Here is a 17,919-nt window from a genome sequence, read left to right as displayed (position 1 = left end):
ACGCAATTACCGCTGCCCCCTGGGGGAAATTGATATTATCGCTGCCGACGGTGAGGCAATTGTTTTTGTCGAGGTGCGCACCCGCTCCACCGATGCCTTTGGCACGCCCCAGGAGTCGGTCGACCTGCGTAAACAAATGCGCCTGCGCCGCCTGGCGGCCTATTATCTTAGCGGACGTGGCTTGACCAACCGTCCCTGCCGTTTCGATGTGGTGGCCGTGCGCCTGGACCGGCAGGAAAGGGTTACGGGTATTGAAGTTATCAAAGGCGCTTTTTAAGGAAAAAGAAAAGCCAGGGAGAAAACCCTGGCTTTCGTTATGGGGTTCATTTCTTAAACAAACGGTCCGCCACCCGGTCCTGGAGAAAAATACCGTCCCTATAAGACTTGCTCGAGACCCGGTCAAAAAGGGCGTGGCCTTCTTCCCGGCAGCGCGGGCAGGCATCGCGGGAAATAAAGATGGCCAGGACGTGGCTGCCCAGGTCGGTGCGGGAATCAATCCAGGTGAGGCCGCCGCAGGCATCACATACCAGGGTTGTTTCTTCCTGGGTCTCCATCAGCCCCTCGGTGTCGTAGTAGATCTGGCGCCGGCGGCTGATTTCTTTTTTATCCCGGACGAATTCGACCCGCAAGGCGTCTCGCTGCTGCCAGGCCCGGTAGGTTTCTTCGCACAGGCGGGCGATGTAGTCGCCGACCCTGGGGGACTGGGACACTTTGGCGGGGCTATAGTCAGGCTCCCGCACGCCGGCGTAGTCGAGGCCGGCCAGGGCCAGGATAATCCCTACATTGACATAGGGCAGGGCGCCCTCGATGGAATAGCCGCCTTCAAGGACGGCGATATCCGGCTGCAGGCGGTCATTCAGGCGGGCATAGCCCTGGGCGGAAAAGCGCATGTTGGTGATGGGATCGGTATAATGGTTATCCTGGCCGGCGGAATTGATGACCAGATCGGGCTTGAAATCGGCCAGCACGGGCAGGATGAAATGTTCCAGGGCATAGAGAAAACCTTCCTCGCCCGTTTCGGGCGGCAGGGGCAGGTTTAAATTGTAGCCGTAGGCGTTCGGCCCCCCGAACTCATTTAGGAAGCCGCTGCCCGGGTAGAGGGTGCGCCCGTCCTGGTGGATAGATATATAAAGGGTATCCGGATCATGCCAGTAGATGTCCTGGCTACCGTCGCCGTGGTGGCAGTCGGTATCCACGATGGCGATACGCTTTTTACCATAATTACGGCGAATATATTCGATCATTATAGCCTCTATGTTTATATTGCAGAAACCGCGAGCGCCGTGGACGATACGCATGGCGTGGTGACCCGGCGGCCGGACAACGGCAAAGGCTTTATCTACCTCGCCTTTGAGGACTGCCTCGGCGGCCACGATAGCGCCCCCGGCGGCTATCAGGTGGGATTCAGTGATCCGGGACATAACATCAGGAACACAAACGTGCACCCGTTCCACATCGGCAACTGTTGCCAGGCGCGGGCGGTACTCATAGATACCGTCGATATCCAGGATGCCTTCTTCCAGGACCTGGTCCAGGGTGTAAAGGAGACGCTCTTCCCGCTCCGGGTGGGTGGGGCTGATGGCCCAGTCAAAGGCGGGGAAGAAAACCAGGCCCAGGCGGCGGGCGGCTTTATACATGGCCCCCATCTCCCTTCAGGGGGGTGACCCGGGGTTTTACTTGAACTTTCACCCGGATATTTTTCCCGGTAGTATAAAAACCGGAAACCATATTAAAGGACTGTTCTTCCACTACTTCCAGCCCGGCGTCGCCTGCCTCCGGGGTTAGGCGCAGGAAACGCGCGCGCAAAAGCTCCAGGGCACGTTTTTTGGCCTGTTCCAGGGTATAGCCGGCAGGGACCTTTTCCCGGATGCCCTCTTCGGGCACCGTTAGCAGTCCCTGCCCGGTATCGGCCAGGAGGGTTAATTCCGTGGTAGGCCGGCTTAAAGCTGCCCCGACAGCATTGGCCACCCCGGCCAGGTGGGGGACGACGACCGGGAGGCTAAAGGCTTCATCCAGCTCGGCCGCCAGCAGGGGTGCCGGGGCACCAATGGCAATCACCTGAGCCGGCTTTAATTGTTTTTCTTCCAGGACCTCGCGTACGGTATAGACCGGGCGGCTGTTGATCTGAGCCAGCAAAGCATGGCAATGGCAAGCAATTTCTCCTGCCATTTGTTTTAAAATGGCTGATGCCGTTCTTTCAGTCGTCAACCCCAGCTCATCGCCCAGTTTAGCTATACCCCGGCGGGCAGCGGCCCTGTCTCCCAGGTCCAGGCGGCCCAGGGTGATCAGGGCGTCGGTAGGGGTGACGGCCGGGCCGCCCAGGGCCCGGGCCGGTCCCCGGCGTTCGGGGCCGATAGTTAAACGACCATCCTTGACCTCCAGGCAGCTGTCGCCCCCCAGGCCCAGGGAGTGGCTGTACAGGGCCCGCACCAGGGTGGGGAAGCCGGCAATGCTTATACCCTGCGGCTCGAAGAGGGGTACACCGCCGGCCAGGAAGGCAATATCCGTGGTCGTTCCACCGATATCCAGGATAATAGCATCTTGTTGAACCGGCACCAGGGCCAGGGCGCCCATGATGCTGGCCGCCGGGCCGGAAAGGATGGTTTCTACAGGTTGGGCCAGGGAGGCCTCCAGGGAAAGGGTGCCGCCGTCGGCCTTCAAAATATAGGGAACCGCCGGCAATTCTTTTTGGGCTGTAAAAGATTTTATGGCGGCCGCAAAGGAACTGTAAGTGGCGGCCACGGCGCTGTTGAGATAGGCTGTAAAGACCCGGCGGGGGAAGTTTAGCCGGCCTGACAGGCGGTGGCCCAGGGTGATAAACTCGTAGCTGGGGGAAAGGGCTTCTTTTATAGCCAGTTCGTGTTCCGGATTGCGCGTCGAGAACTTGCCGGCAATGGCCAGGTGGCGGATACCGGCCTGGCGCAGCTCCTTATCGGCTTTTTTAATCTCCGCCTCGACCAGGGAACTGGTGGGCCGGCCGCGGTGATCGATGGACCCCGAGAGGATAAAATTTTTCTGGCCGCAGGCGAGTATGGCGGGATTTAGGCCCGGCCCCGGCTCCAGGAGCAACCCGACAGGGCTGGTGCGGCCGGTTACAATTGCGTTGGTACAGATGGTCGTGCTTAAATTGAGGCGCTTGATGGCGGCAAGATTTATCCCATTTAGGACGGCTTCCAGGGCCCGGGTAACGGTACCGGTGTAATCGGCCTGGTCGGTGACCGTTTTATAGTGGCGCAGGATGCGTCCTTGATCTACAAGGACGGCATCGGTATGGGTGCCACCCATATCCAGTCCTACAAACATTTGCCTCGCCTCCAGCTTTATTTTAGAACTTTAACCCGGTAGTTGCAAGGATATTGCGCCGCCGTCCCTTATTTTTACGTCCGGCCCGGTTATCTTCCAGGGTTTACGTGGCTATCATCGAGTCATTACGGGGCACTTGCGGCATATGAATGATAGCGGGCGGTTCTGCTCCTGCCTGAGAGCATTGTTAGCGAGGTGAGGGAATTGCCATCCACCCCCCGGCTGACTAATCTCTATTGCAAGTTAATCTTTGAGGGGGAAGAGCAGTTCAGTGCCGTTATCATTGAAGCAACAATACCGCCGGTTGTAACCGTCGAATACCCGGAACCAGGCACCTGCAGGGTAACCCTCCGGGCTCTCCTGAACATGCATCCCGGTCCCCTTTATGTCCAGGACGGCATTATCCGGGAAGTAACGGTAGAGCCGGGGGAAGCCGTGGTATCTTTTACCATCAGCCTTGATGCAGCCGTCCGGGCAACCCTGGTAGTGACGGAAGGGGTGCCATCCCGGGTGGTGTTGCGGTTCAGCCGCCGGCCCCTGCAGGAGTTCTACCGGGATAAATTGATTGTCCTCGACCCCGGTCACGGGGGGAGCGATGGCGGGTGGCGAGGCCCGGTCAATCTCCGGGAGCGGGATATGGCGTGGAAGACCGCCCGGGCCCTGGCCCAGGTCCTGGAGGGCTTGAAGGCCAGGGTAATCTGGACCCGCGCGGAGCAGGAGAACCCTTCCTGGGAAGAACGATTGCTTAAAGTAACCACGGATACTTTCTGTTTTATCAGCATCCATGAACATGGTGCCGGGGATACCGGCCTGCGGGGCACGGCCGTCCTTTATAATCCTGCCTGCCGGGGGAATGAGGAACTGGCGGCCAAAGTTTTGGAAAGAATTGTCGCCAGGGTAAAGATACCGTCACGGGGAGTTATGGCCGACGGGGAACTGGCCCGCCTCGGCGAGATACCCGGTTTGAAGCTGGAGCCGGTAGTCATTACCGACTGGGTCGATGAAGGCTTGCTGCGCAACCCCTATTTCCACCAGAAGGTAGCCCTGGCTACCGCCGTAGGTGTAAAACAATATTTCCAGCGGGGGAAATAAGCCATGTACTATAAAATCCCCATCCGCACCCATATCATTACAGAAAACGAGGATATAGTTGCATTGACCCGGAAATACAGCGAAGGCATAGCGGCGCCGGGGGATATCATCTGCCTGGCGGAGAGCGTCGTCGCCATCAGCCAGGGCCGGGCCGTTTTACCGGAAACGGTGCGCCCCGGGAGGCTGGCACGTTTTTTAAGCCGTTTCCCCGGTAAAGACGGGAGCCTGGCCACGCCGCCGGCCATGCAGCTGGCCATCGAGGAGGTGGGAACGGCGCGCATCCTCGCCGGTTGTGCCGCGGCTGCTGTGGGGCGGGTCTTCAAGAAAAAGGGCCTCTTTTACATTGTGGCCGGGCGCCAGCTGGCCCTTATCGATGATATAGCCGGCACCATGCACCCTTATGAGCGCCATATCGTCCTGGGACCGAAAAACCCGGGCCGGCTGGTGCGGGCCATTAAAAAAGCTACCGGGGCGGAGGCCGTGATTGCCGATGTTAATGATAAGGGTTGTGTTGACATCCTGGGGATCACTAAAAAGGGGTACCGGCAAGCAGTAATTGAGGCGTTGAAGGATAATCCCTTTGGGAATGAAGACGAGCAGACGCCTATAGTTATCCTTAAACGCCGGAAAACCAAATCGTAACTTTATCGTATTCGCCCGGGCGGGCGATTTTTTACTTGTCCTGGCTGTAGACGAGAACGTATAATAATGGGGTAATATAATTTTCTGGAGGTGTCTCTGGTTGAAGCATGTGGTAACCTTGATACCGGGAGATGGTACCGGCCCGGAACTGATTGCCGCAGCCCGGCGGGTCCTGGACGCGAGCGGGGCTGAAATAGAGTGGGAAGTAGTGACGGCCGGGGAGACGGCCCTGGAAAAGTACAGCAGCGTATTACCGGAGGAAACCCTGGCTTCCATTCGGAAAAACGGCGTAGCTCTTAAAGGCCCCATCACCACCCCGGTTGGTACCGGTTTTCGCAGCGTCAATGTGGCTTTACGGAAGGAACTCGACCTTTATGCCAACATTCGCCCGGCCCGTAACCTGCCTAACGTGCCCTCCCGTTACCAGGGCGTCGATCTGGTAATTTTCAGGGAAAACACTGAGGACCTCTATGCCGGGATAGAGCACATGGTAGGAGAAGACGCGGCGGAAAGCATTAAAATAATCACCCGCAGGGGTTCAGAGCGCATTGCCCGGGCCGCCTTTGAATATGCCCGCGCCAACGGCAGGAAAAGAGTAACGGCAGGACATAAAGCCAATATCATGAAATTTACCGACGGGCTTTTCCTGCGGACGTTTTATGATGTGGCCAAAGATTACCCCGGACTTACTGCTGACGACCGCATTGTGGACAACCTGAGCATGCAGCTGGTGCAGAAACCGGAACAATATGACGTCGTGGTGCTGCCCAACCTCTACGGTGACATCCTTTCCGACCTCTGCGCCGGGCTGGTAGGCGGCCTGGGAGTGGCGCCGGGGGCGAACATTGGCGCCGGGGCTGCCGTTTTTGAACCCATCCACGGCAGCGCGCCCAAGTACGCCGGCCAGAACAAGGTCAACCCCCTGGCGACCATCCTTTCCGGGGTGATGATGCTGGAGCACCTGGGCGAAAAAGAAGCTGCGGCGCGGGTTGAAAATGCCGTCCTGGCCGTCCTGGCCGAAGGCAAGTACTTAACCTACGACCTGGGAGGCAAGGCCGGCACCAGCGAAATGGCCGACGCCATCGTCAGGCAACTGGAAGCGGAATAGCAGCAGGCGGAGGGGTATTAGTGGCTTTATTTGCCATCGCCGACCTGCACCTGGGCCGCGATATGTCCATGTTTGGTCCGATATGGGAAAACCACCGGGAAAAACTCGCCTCCCGCTGGAACAGGGTAGTCGCCCCTGAAGATACAGTATTAATCCTGGGAGATATCAGCTGGGGCATGCGCCTCGACGATGCCCTCCCCGACCTGCAGTTTCTCAAATCCCTGCCGGGCTCCAAGCGCATCCTGAAAGGGAATCACGACTACTGGTGGCAGACGGAGCGCAAAATGGCGGCGGCCATCCTCGACAGGGATTTCTCTCTTTTAAAGCCTGAGATAATTGACGGCATGGCCGTCTGCGGCACCCGGGGCTGGCTGGTACCCCGGCATCCCCTCTATAATGAAGAGACGGATGGAAAGGTTTACCGGCGAGAAGTCCTGCGCCTGGAAATGGCCTTGAATGGCGTCCGGAAGCTACGCCGGGATGAGCCCCTGGCGGTGATGATGCATTTCCCCCCGGCCTTCAATGATGAAGCGACCGATTTTATAAGACTGATGCAGGGCTACGGCGTCAGCCACTGTTATTACGGGCACCTTCACGGTGCCGATCATGAGAAGGCCCTGGCCGGTAAGGAGTGGGGCATTAACTTTCACCTGGTGGCCGCCGACTATGTGAATTTTACCCCGGTGCCGGTATCCTGGTAAAATGGTGACCTGTCCATGTTTTAAGCATGTGGACAGGTCCAATAGTTTAGGGAACCTTCAGGACTTCGAGAGCGTCTATTTATTGTGTGCAAGATGTATTACTTGGGAGGAACTTTTATGCGTTACCTGCGGAAACGGGTTACTTCTATCCTGGTTGCTATTTTCCTGGCTGCAGTCTTGCTAACCTACCCCCTGCCGTCCCCGGCCGACCCTGCCTGGCAGTTAGTCCCTGAGGCAGAAAAAGTCCCCCTGGCTACAGGGGTGGAGTATTCGGCCTACCGGATAAACGCTCCCGGTTATACTGAGGCCGTGAAGGTTTTGACTATCAATCCCCGGGACAGGTATACGGTCATGGAATCGGCCGTATCCCACGACAACCTGGCCCTTGACCTGGAAAGACCCACGGCTATGGCCGCCAGGCTGGCCGGGGAAGGCAAAGCCGCAGTAGCGGCAATAAACGGCGATTTCTACAGCACCCGGGCGCCCTACCTGCCTATCGGCCTGCAGATAAGCAACGGCGAGCTTTTGATCAGCCCCCAGGGCTATCCGGTCCTGGGTCTGACCGGCAATAATGAAGCCATTATCGGTACTCCTGTCATGACCGCCTACCTGGAGGTGAGCGGGGAAATACCGGGTAAGGGGGATAGCGTGACCCGTGTGGTTTATACCTACCCTATCGCCCACGTCAACCGGGAAAGGGGGGCGAACATGCTGGTCCTTTATACCCCCGCCTTTGGGGCCGGTACCGGCACCAATGAATACGGCATGGAAGTAATCCTGGGTGACATTGATCTACCTGTACAAGCAGGTCGTACATACAGCGGCACCGTGACCGCCAGGATTGACGCCAGGGGCAACACCCCTATCCCGGCGGACGGCGTTGTCCTTTCCGGCCATGGCAAGGCCCGGGAGTTTTTAAAGCAGCTCCATCCAGGGGACCGGGTTAGCTTCACCATCAGGTTTTCCGAACCTCGCTGGCATGATGTTGTCCAGGCTGTGGGCGGCCGCGATATTATTCTCAAGGACGGCCAGATCGTCCTGCCCGCCGGCACCACGGATTCCCTGGTACAGTCCCGCCATCCCCGGACGGCAGCCGGCATCACGAAGGACGGCCGCCTGGAAATAGTGGTTGCCGACGGCCGCCAGCCCGGCTACAGCGATGGGATGACCCTTTACGAACTGGCCGCCTTTATGCAGTCGCGGGGGATAGTAGCTGCCCTGAACCTTGACGGCGGCGGTTCTTCAGTACTGGCGGCCCGTAATGCCGGCGAGTTCGGGCTCTCGATTTTAAACCGGCCTGCCGGCGGGGAGGAAAGGCCTGTTACCAACGGCCTGGTGGTCTTTTCGACTGCCCCCCGCGGGAAGCTCAGCCATCTATACCTGTTTCCCGGTGCTATAAAGGTGTATAAAGGCAGCAAGGTACCCTTCGTTCTCAAGGCCCAGGATAATTATTACAATCCTGTTCCCGTACCTGAACGCGTTAGCTGGCAGGTGAGGGGGGAGGTGGGCCGCTTTGTTTCTCCCGGCCTGTTCCAGGCTACCAAAACGGGCCGGGGGGAGATTACTGCCGGGACGGGAAGGGTAAAAACCAGTGCTGAGATAACCGTAGTTGATGAGGTATACAGGCTGGAAATCAACCCTGCCGTCACCTTCCTGCAGCCCGGCAACGTCCAGCAGTTTACAGTAACGGCCTATGATGCCGGGGGAAACGAAATCTATGTGGACGGCTCGTTATACCGGTGGACGGCCAGTGAAGGGTTGAGCGGGTTTGATCCGGAAAAAGGGCAGCTGGTCCTGGCCGGGCCGGTAAGCAATGCCTGGCTCAAGGTCGGGCTGGGCGATCACGAAGCTGTAGCTGCCATCAATCCTGCCCTGGAGATGGTTATAGACGGCCAGCCGGTTGCCGGCCAGGAGGTAAATCTGGTCGTCCGCCAAAACGGTGCGGCGGTAGCGGGGGCAGTAGTCCGGCAGGTCCGGCCGGAAGTGCCGCAGGGCAGGGTAACGGCCCGGGCCCTCTATGTCAGGACGGGGCCGGGAACAAATTATAAAGCCATCACCCTGGTACCGGAAGGTTACCGGCTGGCCGTCCTGGCCGGGCCGGAAAACGGCTGGCTGCGGGTGCGCCTCCAGGACGGCCGGGAAGGTTATTGTTACGGCGATTATGTGGCCGTCCAGGAAGGCAGTAGGACCCTGGGCCATACGGACGCGCAAGGCACCATCCCGTTCAAGGCCGTTGTAGCCGGGAGCTATAGTTTTGTCGCCACGAAAGAAGGTTTTTTACAGGCTAACCTGGACGTGGTGTTTAACGAAAAATAATCTGCTCCCGGTTATCTCCGGTTGCTATTTAATAAGCGTCATAACCATGGTATAATATGGTTGTTTTATCAAGAACAGGTTTCCTTTCAGACCGGGGAGGAAGAACTTTTTGCTGCGTATACTGTTTCTTTTTAACGCCGTCCCCGCCCGGGAGCGCCGGGGACCCTACAGTGATTGTTTTTCCTGGGAAATCGCAAGACAGGTTTATCGGGCGTTACTGGAAGGCGGCAACGAGGTTTATCCTGTTAATGTCCGCAGCCGTCACCAGCTGGAGAAATCCCTTTCCCGCCTGCCCGCTCCCAATATGGCCTTTGTCCTGGCCGAAGGTTTTCTCGACGACCCCCCTACCCTGTATGACGGCAGCGGTGCTGCTGCGGTAAGGCTTTTACTGCAGAAGTACGGCATTCCTGCCAGCCATTCTCCCGCGGTAACCATGGAGTTATGCCGTCATAAAAACCTTACCTATCAGGTTTTACAACAACACGGTCTGCCGGTACCACCCCACCGGTTGCTGGAACCGGCCCGGGGATCGCTGCGGCAACAAATGGACCTGGCGGTGGCAGAACTGGGATTCCCTTTGTTTGTTAAACCCAATGGCGGCGGTAACAGCATTGGTATCAGCGAAGCCTCGGTGGTATTTGATTTTGCCCACCTGGAATGCCAGGTAAAAACGCTCCGGGATACCCTGGGCGAGTTGCCGGTGCTGGTGGAAAAGTACCTCCCCGGCCAGGAGTTTACCGTTGGTCTAATCGGGCGATCGCCCTGTTACGTCCTGCCACCCATAGCCTTTCTTTCCCGGGGAATCAGAACTTTTTCCGTAAAGAGCAAGCCTGATACGATTGAACATATTTTCTCCGGGGACAGGCGTTATCATATTTTAAGCGAACTGGCCGTCAAAGTGCTGGCGGCCACCGGGGCCAGGGATGCCTTGAGGATTGACCTGCGCTCTGACAACCAAGGAGGGGTCTATATCATTGATGTGAACGGGACGCCTTCATTGAGTCCCACGGCCTCCCTGACGGCCATGGCCACGGCTGCCGGTTTAAGATACGGACAGTTTGTTAATTTCATCCTCTACCAGTCGTTGCTGGAATACGGCCTTATACCCGGTGGAAAACTGCAGGAACTGGTAGCTCCGGCCCTGGGTTTGCTGCAGCCCTACTGCCGGGAAACGCAGCCCCTGCTTGTATCCTCGGCGTAAATATTATTGATTTATAAATATTTATGATCAAGGTTCCTTCTTTAACCTTTACCACTTACCCTTCGTGGGCAAAAAGCGGCGGTAGACTGCCTCGTTAACTGCAAATTCCAAAGAATCATCCAGGGGCGGTAGTTCGACCTCGCCGTGACGGCGCTGCAGGGCCAGGCGGAGGAGGTAATCGGCCAGGTGGGGGTTTTTACTTAGAAGCGGGCCGTGGAGGTAGGTCCCCACGGCGTTCTTATACCTGGCCCCCTCCGTCCCGTCGCTGCCGTTGTTGCCGTCGCCGTAGATTACCCGGCCCAGGGGCCGGGCGCCCTGCAGGAAGGTGCGGCCGCCGTGGTTTTCAAAACCTATCACCGGCCGGTCTACTTCCAGTTCCTCTACCTGAATGGCGATATTACCCTTCAAACGCCTGGTGCCCGCTTCAGTATAGGCGGCAAAAAGGCCTGCGCCCGGCAAGGTTTCGCCGCTGCCGGTACGATAATATTCCCCCAGGAGCTGGTAGCCGCCGCAGATGGCCAGCAGGGCGACTCCTGCTTCTACTGCTTCCTTAAGCCAGGGGCCTTTGGCCAGCAAATCGGCACTGGCCACCCCCTGCTCCTGGTCGGGGCCGCCGCCCAGGAAAATAAGATCGTAGCCCTGCGGGTCCAGTTTATCTCCCAGGGAGACAGGCGTTACTTCCACCGCAATCCCCCGCCACTCGGCCCGGCGGCAGAGGACCAAGATATTACCCCGGTCGCCATAAAGGTTAAGGAGTTCCGGATAGAGATGGCAGAGGCGTAACTTCACTGACAGCCCCCCTTTTTTTCAGGATGCGGCGGTACAGGGCCAGGTTGGTATAGGTACAGAGAATAATACCTTCGGCGCCGGGTTCTTCCAGCAAAAAGTCAACGCTTTCTTCCTGGCCGGGGATAACCTTTAAGTCCCGTTCCCTTACTCCCTGGTATTTGAGACAAATGGCCATATCGCCGGCCCGCAGGCCGGCGCAAATGATGCGCTGGTAGGGAGCCCGGAGCAGGGGGGTGAGGTCGGCATCCCATAACCAGGAGACGTCGCGACCGTCGGCGGCCAGGTCATTGATGGCCAGGAGATACGTCGCCTTTCCCCGGCCGGAAGTCAAAGTCTTCAAGGCCACGCTCAACCCGGCGGGGTTTTTTACTAACATCAGCGTCAGTTTTTTGCTCCTAAGGCTAAAGTTTTCGGCCCGGCCCTGGCCCGGGAGAAAGGCCGCCACCACCCGGGCAATGGTTGCCGGGTCGATCTTTAACTGCAGGGCGGCGCCGGCGGCGGCCAGGACATTATAGACGTTGTAAATCCCCGGCATGGGGGTCCGGAGGGGCAGCCTGCCCTCCGGGTAAATAAGGTCAAACCGGGCTCCATCGGCATTTAAAACCAGAACCCTGCCCTCATATTCTGCCGCCGGCCGGCTGTAGGAACACCGGGGGCAGGAATAATCCCCCAGGTGGCTGTAATGATAGTAATTAAACTCCAGGGGCCGGCGGCAAAGGGGACAAATATGGCCCTCCAGGACTTCACTGGTTATTTCCTGGCTCCAGGGTGTCCGCGCCAGGCCGAAGTAGCGCACCCTATCTCTTCCCCGTCCCAGGGAAGTGACCAGGGAATCGTCGGCGTTAAGGATGAGGGCGGCCGCCGGGATGGCCTCCAGGGCGCGGCTGATGGCTGCCGCCAGCTGTTCCAGTTCGTGATAGCGGTCCAGTTGATCCCGCAATAAATTCGTAATGATTACCCCATCGGCCCTGACCTGGCGGGTCACCAGGCCCAGGGTACCTTCATCTACCTCCAGGACGGCAATATCTCCCCGGCGGTTAAGGAGGGCCGTAGTTACCCCGGCCGGCATATTGGCCCCTTCACTGTTGTGAACCACCTGCAGACCGGCGGCCCGGCAAATGGAGGCCAGGAGGTTGGCCGTCGTTGTCTTGCCGTTGGTTCCGGTGACAAGGATTATTTGTTTATACCTGGAGGCCAGACGGCCCATTATATCCGGGTCAATTTTTAAGGCTAAATAGCCCGGCAGGGAGGTGCCACCCCGCTGCCAGAGGCGGCAGATAAAGGCTGCCAGGCGGCCGGCCCAGAAGGCCAGGAAAGGACGAAGCAATTTGCGGGAACCCCCTTTAACTTGCAACGGCCCGGCTGCGGCGCAGGCGCTTGTTGATGAGGTTTAAGAACATTGCCAGTTCCTCCATGCGCAACAACCATGCCAGGCCGGCATAACTAAAAACTCCCAGGGTAATCAAGAGGACCAGTTCCAGTCCTTCCCGTACCAGGCGGGGCCATGCCGGGGGGAAAAAGAGGAGATGGCCCGCTACTACATACAGTATAATGCCCATGACTAGGGCGGCAAGGAAACTTTTTACGGCAGTCCGTAGCAACCCGCGGCCTTCGATAGGAATATGCACCTTGCGCCGCAGGCTATGAAGCAGCAGGACGGCATTGAAGCACCCGGCCAGGGAATAGGCCAGGGCCAGGCCACGGATGCCAAAGGCCGGTCCCAGGGTAAAGTTCAGGGTAGTGCCTATTGCCAGGGTAGCCAGGCCGATTTTCAGGGGAGTTACCGTATCCTGGGTGGCATAGAAGGCCCGGCTTAAAATTTCATAAGCCCCGTAGGCCGTTATGCCAAGGGAATAAAAGACCAGGGCTCCGGTTGTGGCCAGGGTGTCGGCACTGGTAAAGCGGCCGTGCTGGAAAAGTACCCTTATCACCTCTTGCCCCAGGACAATTAAACCTACCGTGGCCGGAACAGAGATGAAGACCACAGTTCGCAGGGATCCCGACAGGTAGCGGGTAAAGGACCGGTAATCCCCCCCTATAAAAATACGGGAAAGGGCCGGTAAAAGGGCAATGCCCATTGAAGAAGCAAAAACAATTGGTACTAAAACTACCCGGCTGGAGAGGGTCAGGGCGTTGATGGAGCCCCGCGGGAGAAAGGAAGCTATGAAAGTCTGGTTAAAGAAAAGGTTTAGCTGGGCAATGGAGAGGCCGATAGTTACCGGCAGCATCAGCTTAAAAATCCTGTGGATGCCCGGGTGCTTGAGGTCCAGGACCGGGCGGTAACGCGGTTGCAGACGCCAGACGCCCCATACCTGTACCAGGAAATTAAGGACTGCACCAATTAAAGTAGAAATGGCAAAGGCGGCAATGCCGTATTTACCGGCCAGGGTGAGGCCGAAAACGATAATCGCGGCGTTGTATACCAGGGGACCGATGGCTGTACCTATGAATGATTGGTAAGCATACTCTGTACCCATTAGCACCCCGTTCAGGCAGTGAAAGAGGATGGCTGCCAGGACAATACGGGTAAGATAGGCAGTATAAGCCACCTGATTTGCATCAAAGCCGGGTGCTATCAAGCGTACAAGCCAGGGGGCCCAGATCATTCCCAGAATAACGGCAACACCGGCCAGGGTCAGGACCAGGTTGAAGGCAATACTCACGGTCTGCCAGACGGCCTCTTCATTATCTTCTGCCAGGTAGCCGGCAAGAACCGGGATAAAGGCAGAGCTAATTCCCCCTCCAACCAGGATTAAATAGATGGTATCCGGGATAACAAAGGAAGTATTGAGCATGTCGGCCAGTTGATTCTGGCCGAACAGGGCGGATATGGCTGTATTGCGTAAGAAACCCAGAATCCGTGATAAGCCGGCAGCCAGGCTCATGATAGCTACCGAATGGGCCAGGGTCATCTTCCCTTGTTTTACCACTTTCAAGCTTCCTTTTTATTTTGCATTGTTGACACACTAACTGTATTTTAATCCTTTACTTTACAAAAAGGAAGTCTTGGAGAACAAAAGTAAACCGGGTAGTATATCTTGCAGGTCTTTTAAGCCCGGGGCATCGGTAATAAAAAGCATTATATCTATCTTGACAACTTCTTAACATTTTCCCGATAATATCCTGACATTCCTGGGATATGCTACAGTTAAGCCAAGAAACAACAGGCCTGGTTGTTTCGAAAAAAAAGAAAGGGATGATGTAAAGTGACAAAGGGTAAAAAGATACTGGCTGCCGTAGCAGTCCCCCTGGTACTGGGGGGGTTACTGGTGGTAACGCAGCCTGAATCTTCCCTGGCAGCCGAAGGCACCCCTGTTCAGTCCATCCAGACTACTTATGGTCAAGGTTTAGGCTTGGGGTTGGGGCGAGCCCAGGGAGGGATACTCGGCATACTCAGCAAAATCCTGGGCCTGGACCTGGCAGACTTAAGGGCCGAGCGCCAGGCGGGTAAATCCATAGCCGAGATTGCCGCTGAACACGGGATTAGTAAAGACCAGCTGGTAGACACGATAATGGCTGAACGGCAAAAGCTCCTGGATGAAAAGGTGGCCGCCGGCCAGATAACCCCGGAGCAGGCCAGTTACTGCCTGGAAAACATGAAGGAGAGGATTGGGCAGAACCTTGAACGGACGACAGTTGGTCCCAACAGCCAGGGCCGGGGCGGCTGGATGGGCGGTGCCCCGGGAAATACCGGAGCCCGCCAGGGGATGCAGGCCGGGCCAAGGGGGCGGGCCGGCCAGGGTGCAGGCTTTGGCCGCGGCCAGGCTAGCAGTCAACAGTAACCTGTACGGGTAGTTTTAACCCTCCAGTTAAAGGTTTACGGGAAGGTTCCCGTAGTTGTGTTACCCAGGGGGATTACCCCCTGGGTATTCTTAAACCAGGAGAAAATTAAAGGAATAATACCGCCGGTAGCGAAACATTTAATTATGGTTCGCCGGGGGGATGAGAAGGATGGATAGAAAGAAAATTTTAATTGTCGAAGATGAAGAAAAAATCGCCACGATGATCCGGCAATATTTACTTAAGGAACAGTTTGCAGTAATAATTGCTGCTGATGGAGTAATGGGGCTAAAAAAAGCGCGCCAGGAGAAGCCCGACCTTATTATTTTAGACTTAATGCTGCCGGGCTTGAGCGGTCTCGATGTCTGCCGGGAAATCAGAAAGGAAAGCAAGGTCCCTATTATCATGCTTACTGCTAAAGCTGAAGAAATAGACAAACTTTTAGGATTGGAACTGGGAGCCGACGACTACATAACCAAGCCCTTCAGTTTGGCCGAACTGGCGGCGCGTATCCGGGCCGTCCTGCGCCGTTCCGGTGAGCAGGAACAACCCCAAAATACGGTGCAGACCAGGGGTGATTTGACATTAGATTTTAGTGGCCTCCAGGTATACAAAAAGGGACAGCCCCTGAACCTTACCCCGACGGAATTTAATCTTTTATCTGTTTTGTTCCGGCATCCGGGCCGGGTGTACAGCCGGCTGCAGCTCCTGGATGCAGCCCTGGGCGAAGCATACCAGGGATATGAAAGGTCCATTGACACCCATATCAGCAACCTGCGCCGAAAAATTGAAGACGACCCGGCCAATCCGCGCTACATCCTCACCGTTTATGGTGTGGGGTATAAATTTGGCGAAGGATAAATCCCGGGTAGAAAAGGGTGAGCAGTTTGAAACTCAGGACCAGGTTAACCCTGGCCTTTATCGTGGTAGTTCTCCTGGCGGTAGCGACTCTGGCGGTTGCCGTAGGCTGGGCCACCAGGACTTTCTTTCATGGGTACCTGGAAGATGTGGCCGGTAAACGCCAGCAGGTGTGGGGTGATTTTTTTACCGCCTATTATCGTGACAGGGGAGAATGGACCGGGGTCCAGGAGCTTTTAGATATCCCGTGGCATAGCGGCCTGGATCAGGGCATGGTCCGGGGGCAGGGTATGGGGCGGGGGCAGGGGTTGGGCCGGGGTCGGACCGGTTTGGAAAGGGTGATCCTGGCCGATAGCAATGGCCGGGTTATTGCTGATACTTATGGGCTCAAGTTGGGCGAAAGACTTTCCGAGCAGGAGCTGGCGCAGGGTACGGCTATAGTCGTTAATGGCCGGGAAGTTGGTACTGTATTATTGACCACTGCAACCCCGCCGGGCGTCCTGTCCCGGGAAGACCTTTTTACCCGCTCTGTTACGGTAGCGATCATCCTGGCAGGCATAGCGGCATTAATCCTGGCCGGCCTGGCAGGCTTTTTCCTGGCCCGGCGGATTGCCGGGCCTTTGAGCCAGCTTACAGCGGCAGTTTACAGGCTGGCTGCCGGCGGCTGGGAACAGCGCCTGGTCCTAACCGGCGATGAAGAGATCGTCCAGCTGGTGACAGCCTTTAACGACATGGCTGCCCGGCTGGAAAAATATGAGGCCCTGCGCCGCAACCTGGTTGCTGATGTGGCCCATGAACTGCGCACACCCCTGACCGTCCTCAGGGGTCAACTGGAATCCCTCCAGGCCGGAGCCCTGGAGATCAAGCCGGATGTAATAATGTCCTTGCATGATGAGATCCTGCGCCTTTCCCGGCTGGTTCATGATTTACAGGAACTGAGTCTTGCCGAAGCGAAAAAACTCCCCCTGCACCGGGAAACTTTCAACCTGGTCGAGATAGTGCAGAAGGTGTTTAACTTTTTCCAGGTTGAGGCTGATAGTAAAAATATTTCTCTGATTCTTGATACTGAGGAACATGATATAGAGATAGAAGGAGACAGGGACCGTCTTACCCAGGTCTTAATTAACCTCCTGGGCAATGCCCTGCGTTATACACCGTCCCGGGGACGGGTAGAGGTAACCATCAAGGAGAGCCCTGGCGAAGTCAGCGTTTCTGTGGCCGATACCGGCCCGGGGATTGCACCTGCCGATCTCCCCTATGTCTTTGAAAGGTTTTACCGGACCGAAAAGTCCCGGAACAGGGCCCAGGGGGGAGCGGGGCTGGGCCTGGCCATTGCCAAAGGTTTCGTTGAAGCCCATGGGGGGAGGATCTGGGTCGAAAGCCAGCCTGGCCAGGGTACCAGGTTTATTTTTACTATTCCGGCAGCCAACCATATATTACCTTTATAATTTCTTCTTGGAGCTGGATATAATAATTTTCGACCTTAACAAAATTTCACAGGAGGAGATTTTTATGGCGGCCACTTAGGTGCCCATGAAGTGATGGAAATCCATGAAATTTTATGTGACACCATCGATGGGATCAATCAATTTCAATTATACCGTCCCCATGTAAAAGATTCCCAGCTTCGCTCGATCCTGGACAAGCAGCTGCAGTTTATGACCCAGGAGTACAATAATATGGTTCAAGCTATCAACCAGCACGGCATTACCCAGGCGGTACCTTACCGGTTGCCCAGGACGTCGGCCCCGGTTTACGGCTTGAACAGCCCGGAAACCCAGAGGCCGAATACGTCTTTGCACGAAATGGATGACCGGGATGTAGCCAGCGGCATGCTGGGATGTCACAAGGCCTCGGCAGCCTTTAGAATGATGGCTTCCCTTGAATGTGCAGACCTGGAGTTGCGGCGCATGCTCCAGCAGGGGGCTATCAACTGTGCCGAGCAGGCTTACGAAGTATGGCAGTATATGAACCAGAAGGGCTATTACCAGGTACCGACCATGAAGGATGTAACGACAAGCACCATGATAAACGCTTACAGCCCGGCTGCAGGAGATGTAGGGATATATCAGTAGCAGCAAGCTCCGGAAAGTTATTATCTTAATTGAAAAGCCCTGCCTCCGGAGAGA

Annotated in this window: 16 protein-coding genes; 11 read left to right on the top strand and 5 right to left on the bottom strand. The window is 56.6% G+C overall.

Annotation, left to right across the window (positions count from 1 at the left end; genetic code table 11):
• On the top strand, positions 1 to 277 hold a 277-nt coding region (locus NWF31_RS10390; protein WP_258360432.1), incomplete at its 5' end, for a YraN family protein.
• Between the two features lie 46 nt (positions 278 to 323).
• On the opposite strand, the gene NWF31_RS10385 is transcribed toward NWF31_RS10390, so the two are convergent.
• Together NWF31_RS10385 and NWF31_RS10380 are read right to left on the bottom strand one after the other, a co-directional pair.
• Positions 324 to 1,637 carry a histone deacetylase family protein gene (locus NWF31_RS10385; RefSeq protein WP_258360431.1) on the bottom strand — a complete coding sequence of 438 codons (1,314 nt, stop codon included), beginning with the start codon at positions 1,635 to 1,637 and terminating at the stop codon, positions 324 to 326.
• Entirely contained in the window at positions 1,630 to 3,303 is a 1,674-nt protein-coding gene (locus NWF31_RS10380; RefSeq protein WP_258360430.1) for a hydantoinase/oxoprolinase family protein, read from the bottom strand. The genes NWF31_RS10385 and NWF31_RS10380 overlap by 8 nt, the downstream gene beginning before the upstream one ends.
• 204 nt (positions 3,304 to 3,507) lie before the next feature.
• Here NWF31_RS10380 and NWF31_RS10375 point away from each other — a divergent pair, with 204 nt between their 5' ends.
• The 6 genes from NWF31_RS10375 to NWF31_RS10350 all read left to right on the top strand — a co-directional run bounded on the left by NWF31_RS10375 (position 3,508) and on the right by NWF31_RS10350 (position 10,363).
• Positions 3,508 to 4,395 (top strand): N-acetylmuramoyl-L-alanine amidase, encoded by an 888-nt coding sequence (locus NWF31_RS10375; RefSeq protein WP_258360429.1) that lies wholly within the window; start codon positions 3,508 to 3,510, stop codon positions 4,393 to 4,395.
• Between the two features lie 3 nt (positions 4,396 to 4,398).
• Entirely contained in the window at positions 4,399 to 5,037 is a 639-nt protein-coding gene (locus NWF31_RS10370; protein ID WP_258360428.1) for a coenzyme F420-0:L-glutamate ligase, read from the top strand.
• A 100-nt stretch (positions 5,038 to 5,137) separates the two neighbouring features.
• The gene (locus NWF31_RS10365) at positions 5,138 to 6,145 is read left to right on the top strand and encodes an isocitrate/isopropylmalate dehydrogenase family protein (protein ID WP_258360427.1); all 1,008 of its coding nucleotides are present in this window, start codon (positions 5,138 to 5,140) and stop codon (positions 6,143 to 6,145) included.
• A 20-nt stretch (positions 6,146 to 6,165) separates the two neighbouring features.
• Entirely contained in the window at positions 6,166 to 6,846 is a 681-nt protein-coding gene (locus NWF31_RS10360; RefSeq protein ID WP_258360426.1) for a metallophosphoesterase, read from the top strand.
• A 117-nt stretch (positions 6,847 to 6,963) separates the two neighbouring features.
• On the top strand, positions 6,964 to 9,162 hold the full coding sequence (locus NWF31_RS10355; protein ID WP_258360425.1) for a phosphodiester glycosidase family protein: 2,199 nt from the start codon (positions 6,964 to 6,966) through the stop codon (positions 9,160 to 9,162).
• 109 nt (positions 9,163 to 9,271) lie between these two features.
• Entirely contained in the window at positions 9,272 to 10,363 is a 1,092-nt protein-coding gene (locus tag NWF31_RS10350) for a D-alanine--D-alanine ligase family protein (protein WP_258360424.1), read from the top strand.
• A gap of 48 nt (positions 10,364 to 10,411) precedes the next feature.
• On the opposite strand, the gene NWF31_RS10345 is transcribed toward NWF31_RS10350, so the two are convergent.
• From NWF31_RS10345 to murJ, 3 genes are read right to left on the bottom strand one after another with little or no spacing between them, the layout of a single operon-like run.
• Positions 10,412 to 11,152 (bottom strand): type 1 glutamine amidotransferase, encoded by a 741-nt coding sequence (locus tag NWF31_RS10345; protein WP_258360423.1) that lies wholly within the window; start codon positions 11,150 to 11,152, stop codon positions 10,412 to 10,414.
• Entirely contained in the window at positions 11,112 to 12,479 is a 1,368-nt protein-coding gene (locus NWF31_RS10340) for a Mur ligase family protein (RefSeq protein ID WP_258360422.1), read from the bottom strand. The genes NWF31_RS10345 and NWF31_RS10340 overlap by 41 nt, the downstream gene beginning before the upstream one ends.
• Before the next feature lie 16 nt (positions 12,480 to 12,495).
• A complete protein-coding gene (gene murJ / locus NWF31_RS10335; RefSeq protein ID WP_258360421.1) occupies positions 12,496 to 14,082 on the bottom strand; it encodes a murein biosynthesis integral membrane protein MurJ in 1,587 nt (528 codons plus the stop codon).
• A 276-nt stretch (positions 14,083 to 14,358) separates the two neighbouring features.
• On the opposite strand from murJ, the gene NWF31_RS10330 reads away from it, so the two are divergent.
• From NWF31_RS10330 to NWF31_RS10315, 4 genes are all read left to right on the top strand, one after another.
• Entirely contained in the window at positions 14,359 to 14,934 is a 576-nt protein-coding gene (locus tag NWF31_RS10330; RefSeq protein ID WP_258360420.1) for a hypothetical protein, read from the top strand.
• A gap of 169 nt (positions 14,935 to 15,103) precedes the next feature.
• The gene (locus NWF31_RS10325; protein ID WP_258360419.1) at positions 15,104 to 15,793 is read left to right on the top strand and encodes a response regulator transcription factor; all 690 of its coding nucleotides are present in this window, start codon (positions 15,104 to 15,106) and stop codon (positions 15,791 to 15,793) included.
• A 26-nt stretch (positions 15,794 to 15,819) separates the two neighbouring features.
• Entirely contained in the window at positions 15,820 to 17,238 is a 1,419-nt protein-coding gene (locus NWF31_RS10320; RefSeq protein ID WP_258360418.1) for a sensor histidine kinase, read from the top strand.
• Between the two features lie 93 nt (positions 17,239 to 17,331).
• A complete protein-coding gene (locus NWF31_RS10315; RefSeq protein WP_258360417.1) occupies positions 17,332 to 17,865 on the top strand; it encodes a spore coat protein in 534 nt (177 codons plus the stop codon).
• Positions 17,866 to 17,919 lie beyond the last annotated feature (54 nt).

It is taken from the genome of Neomoorella sulfitireducens (genome assembly GCF_024733845.1).
GTDB lineage: Bacteria > Bacillota > DSM-521 > Neomoorellales > Neomoorellaceae > Neomoorella > Neomoorella sulfitireducens.
The sequence above is the reverse complement of the archived record's forward strand: the minus strand, read 5'-3'. Positions and strand labels throughout refer to the sequence as shown.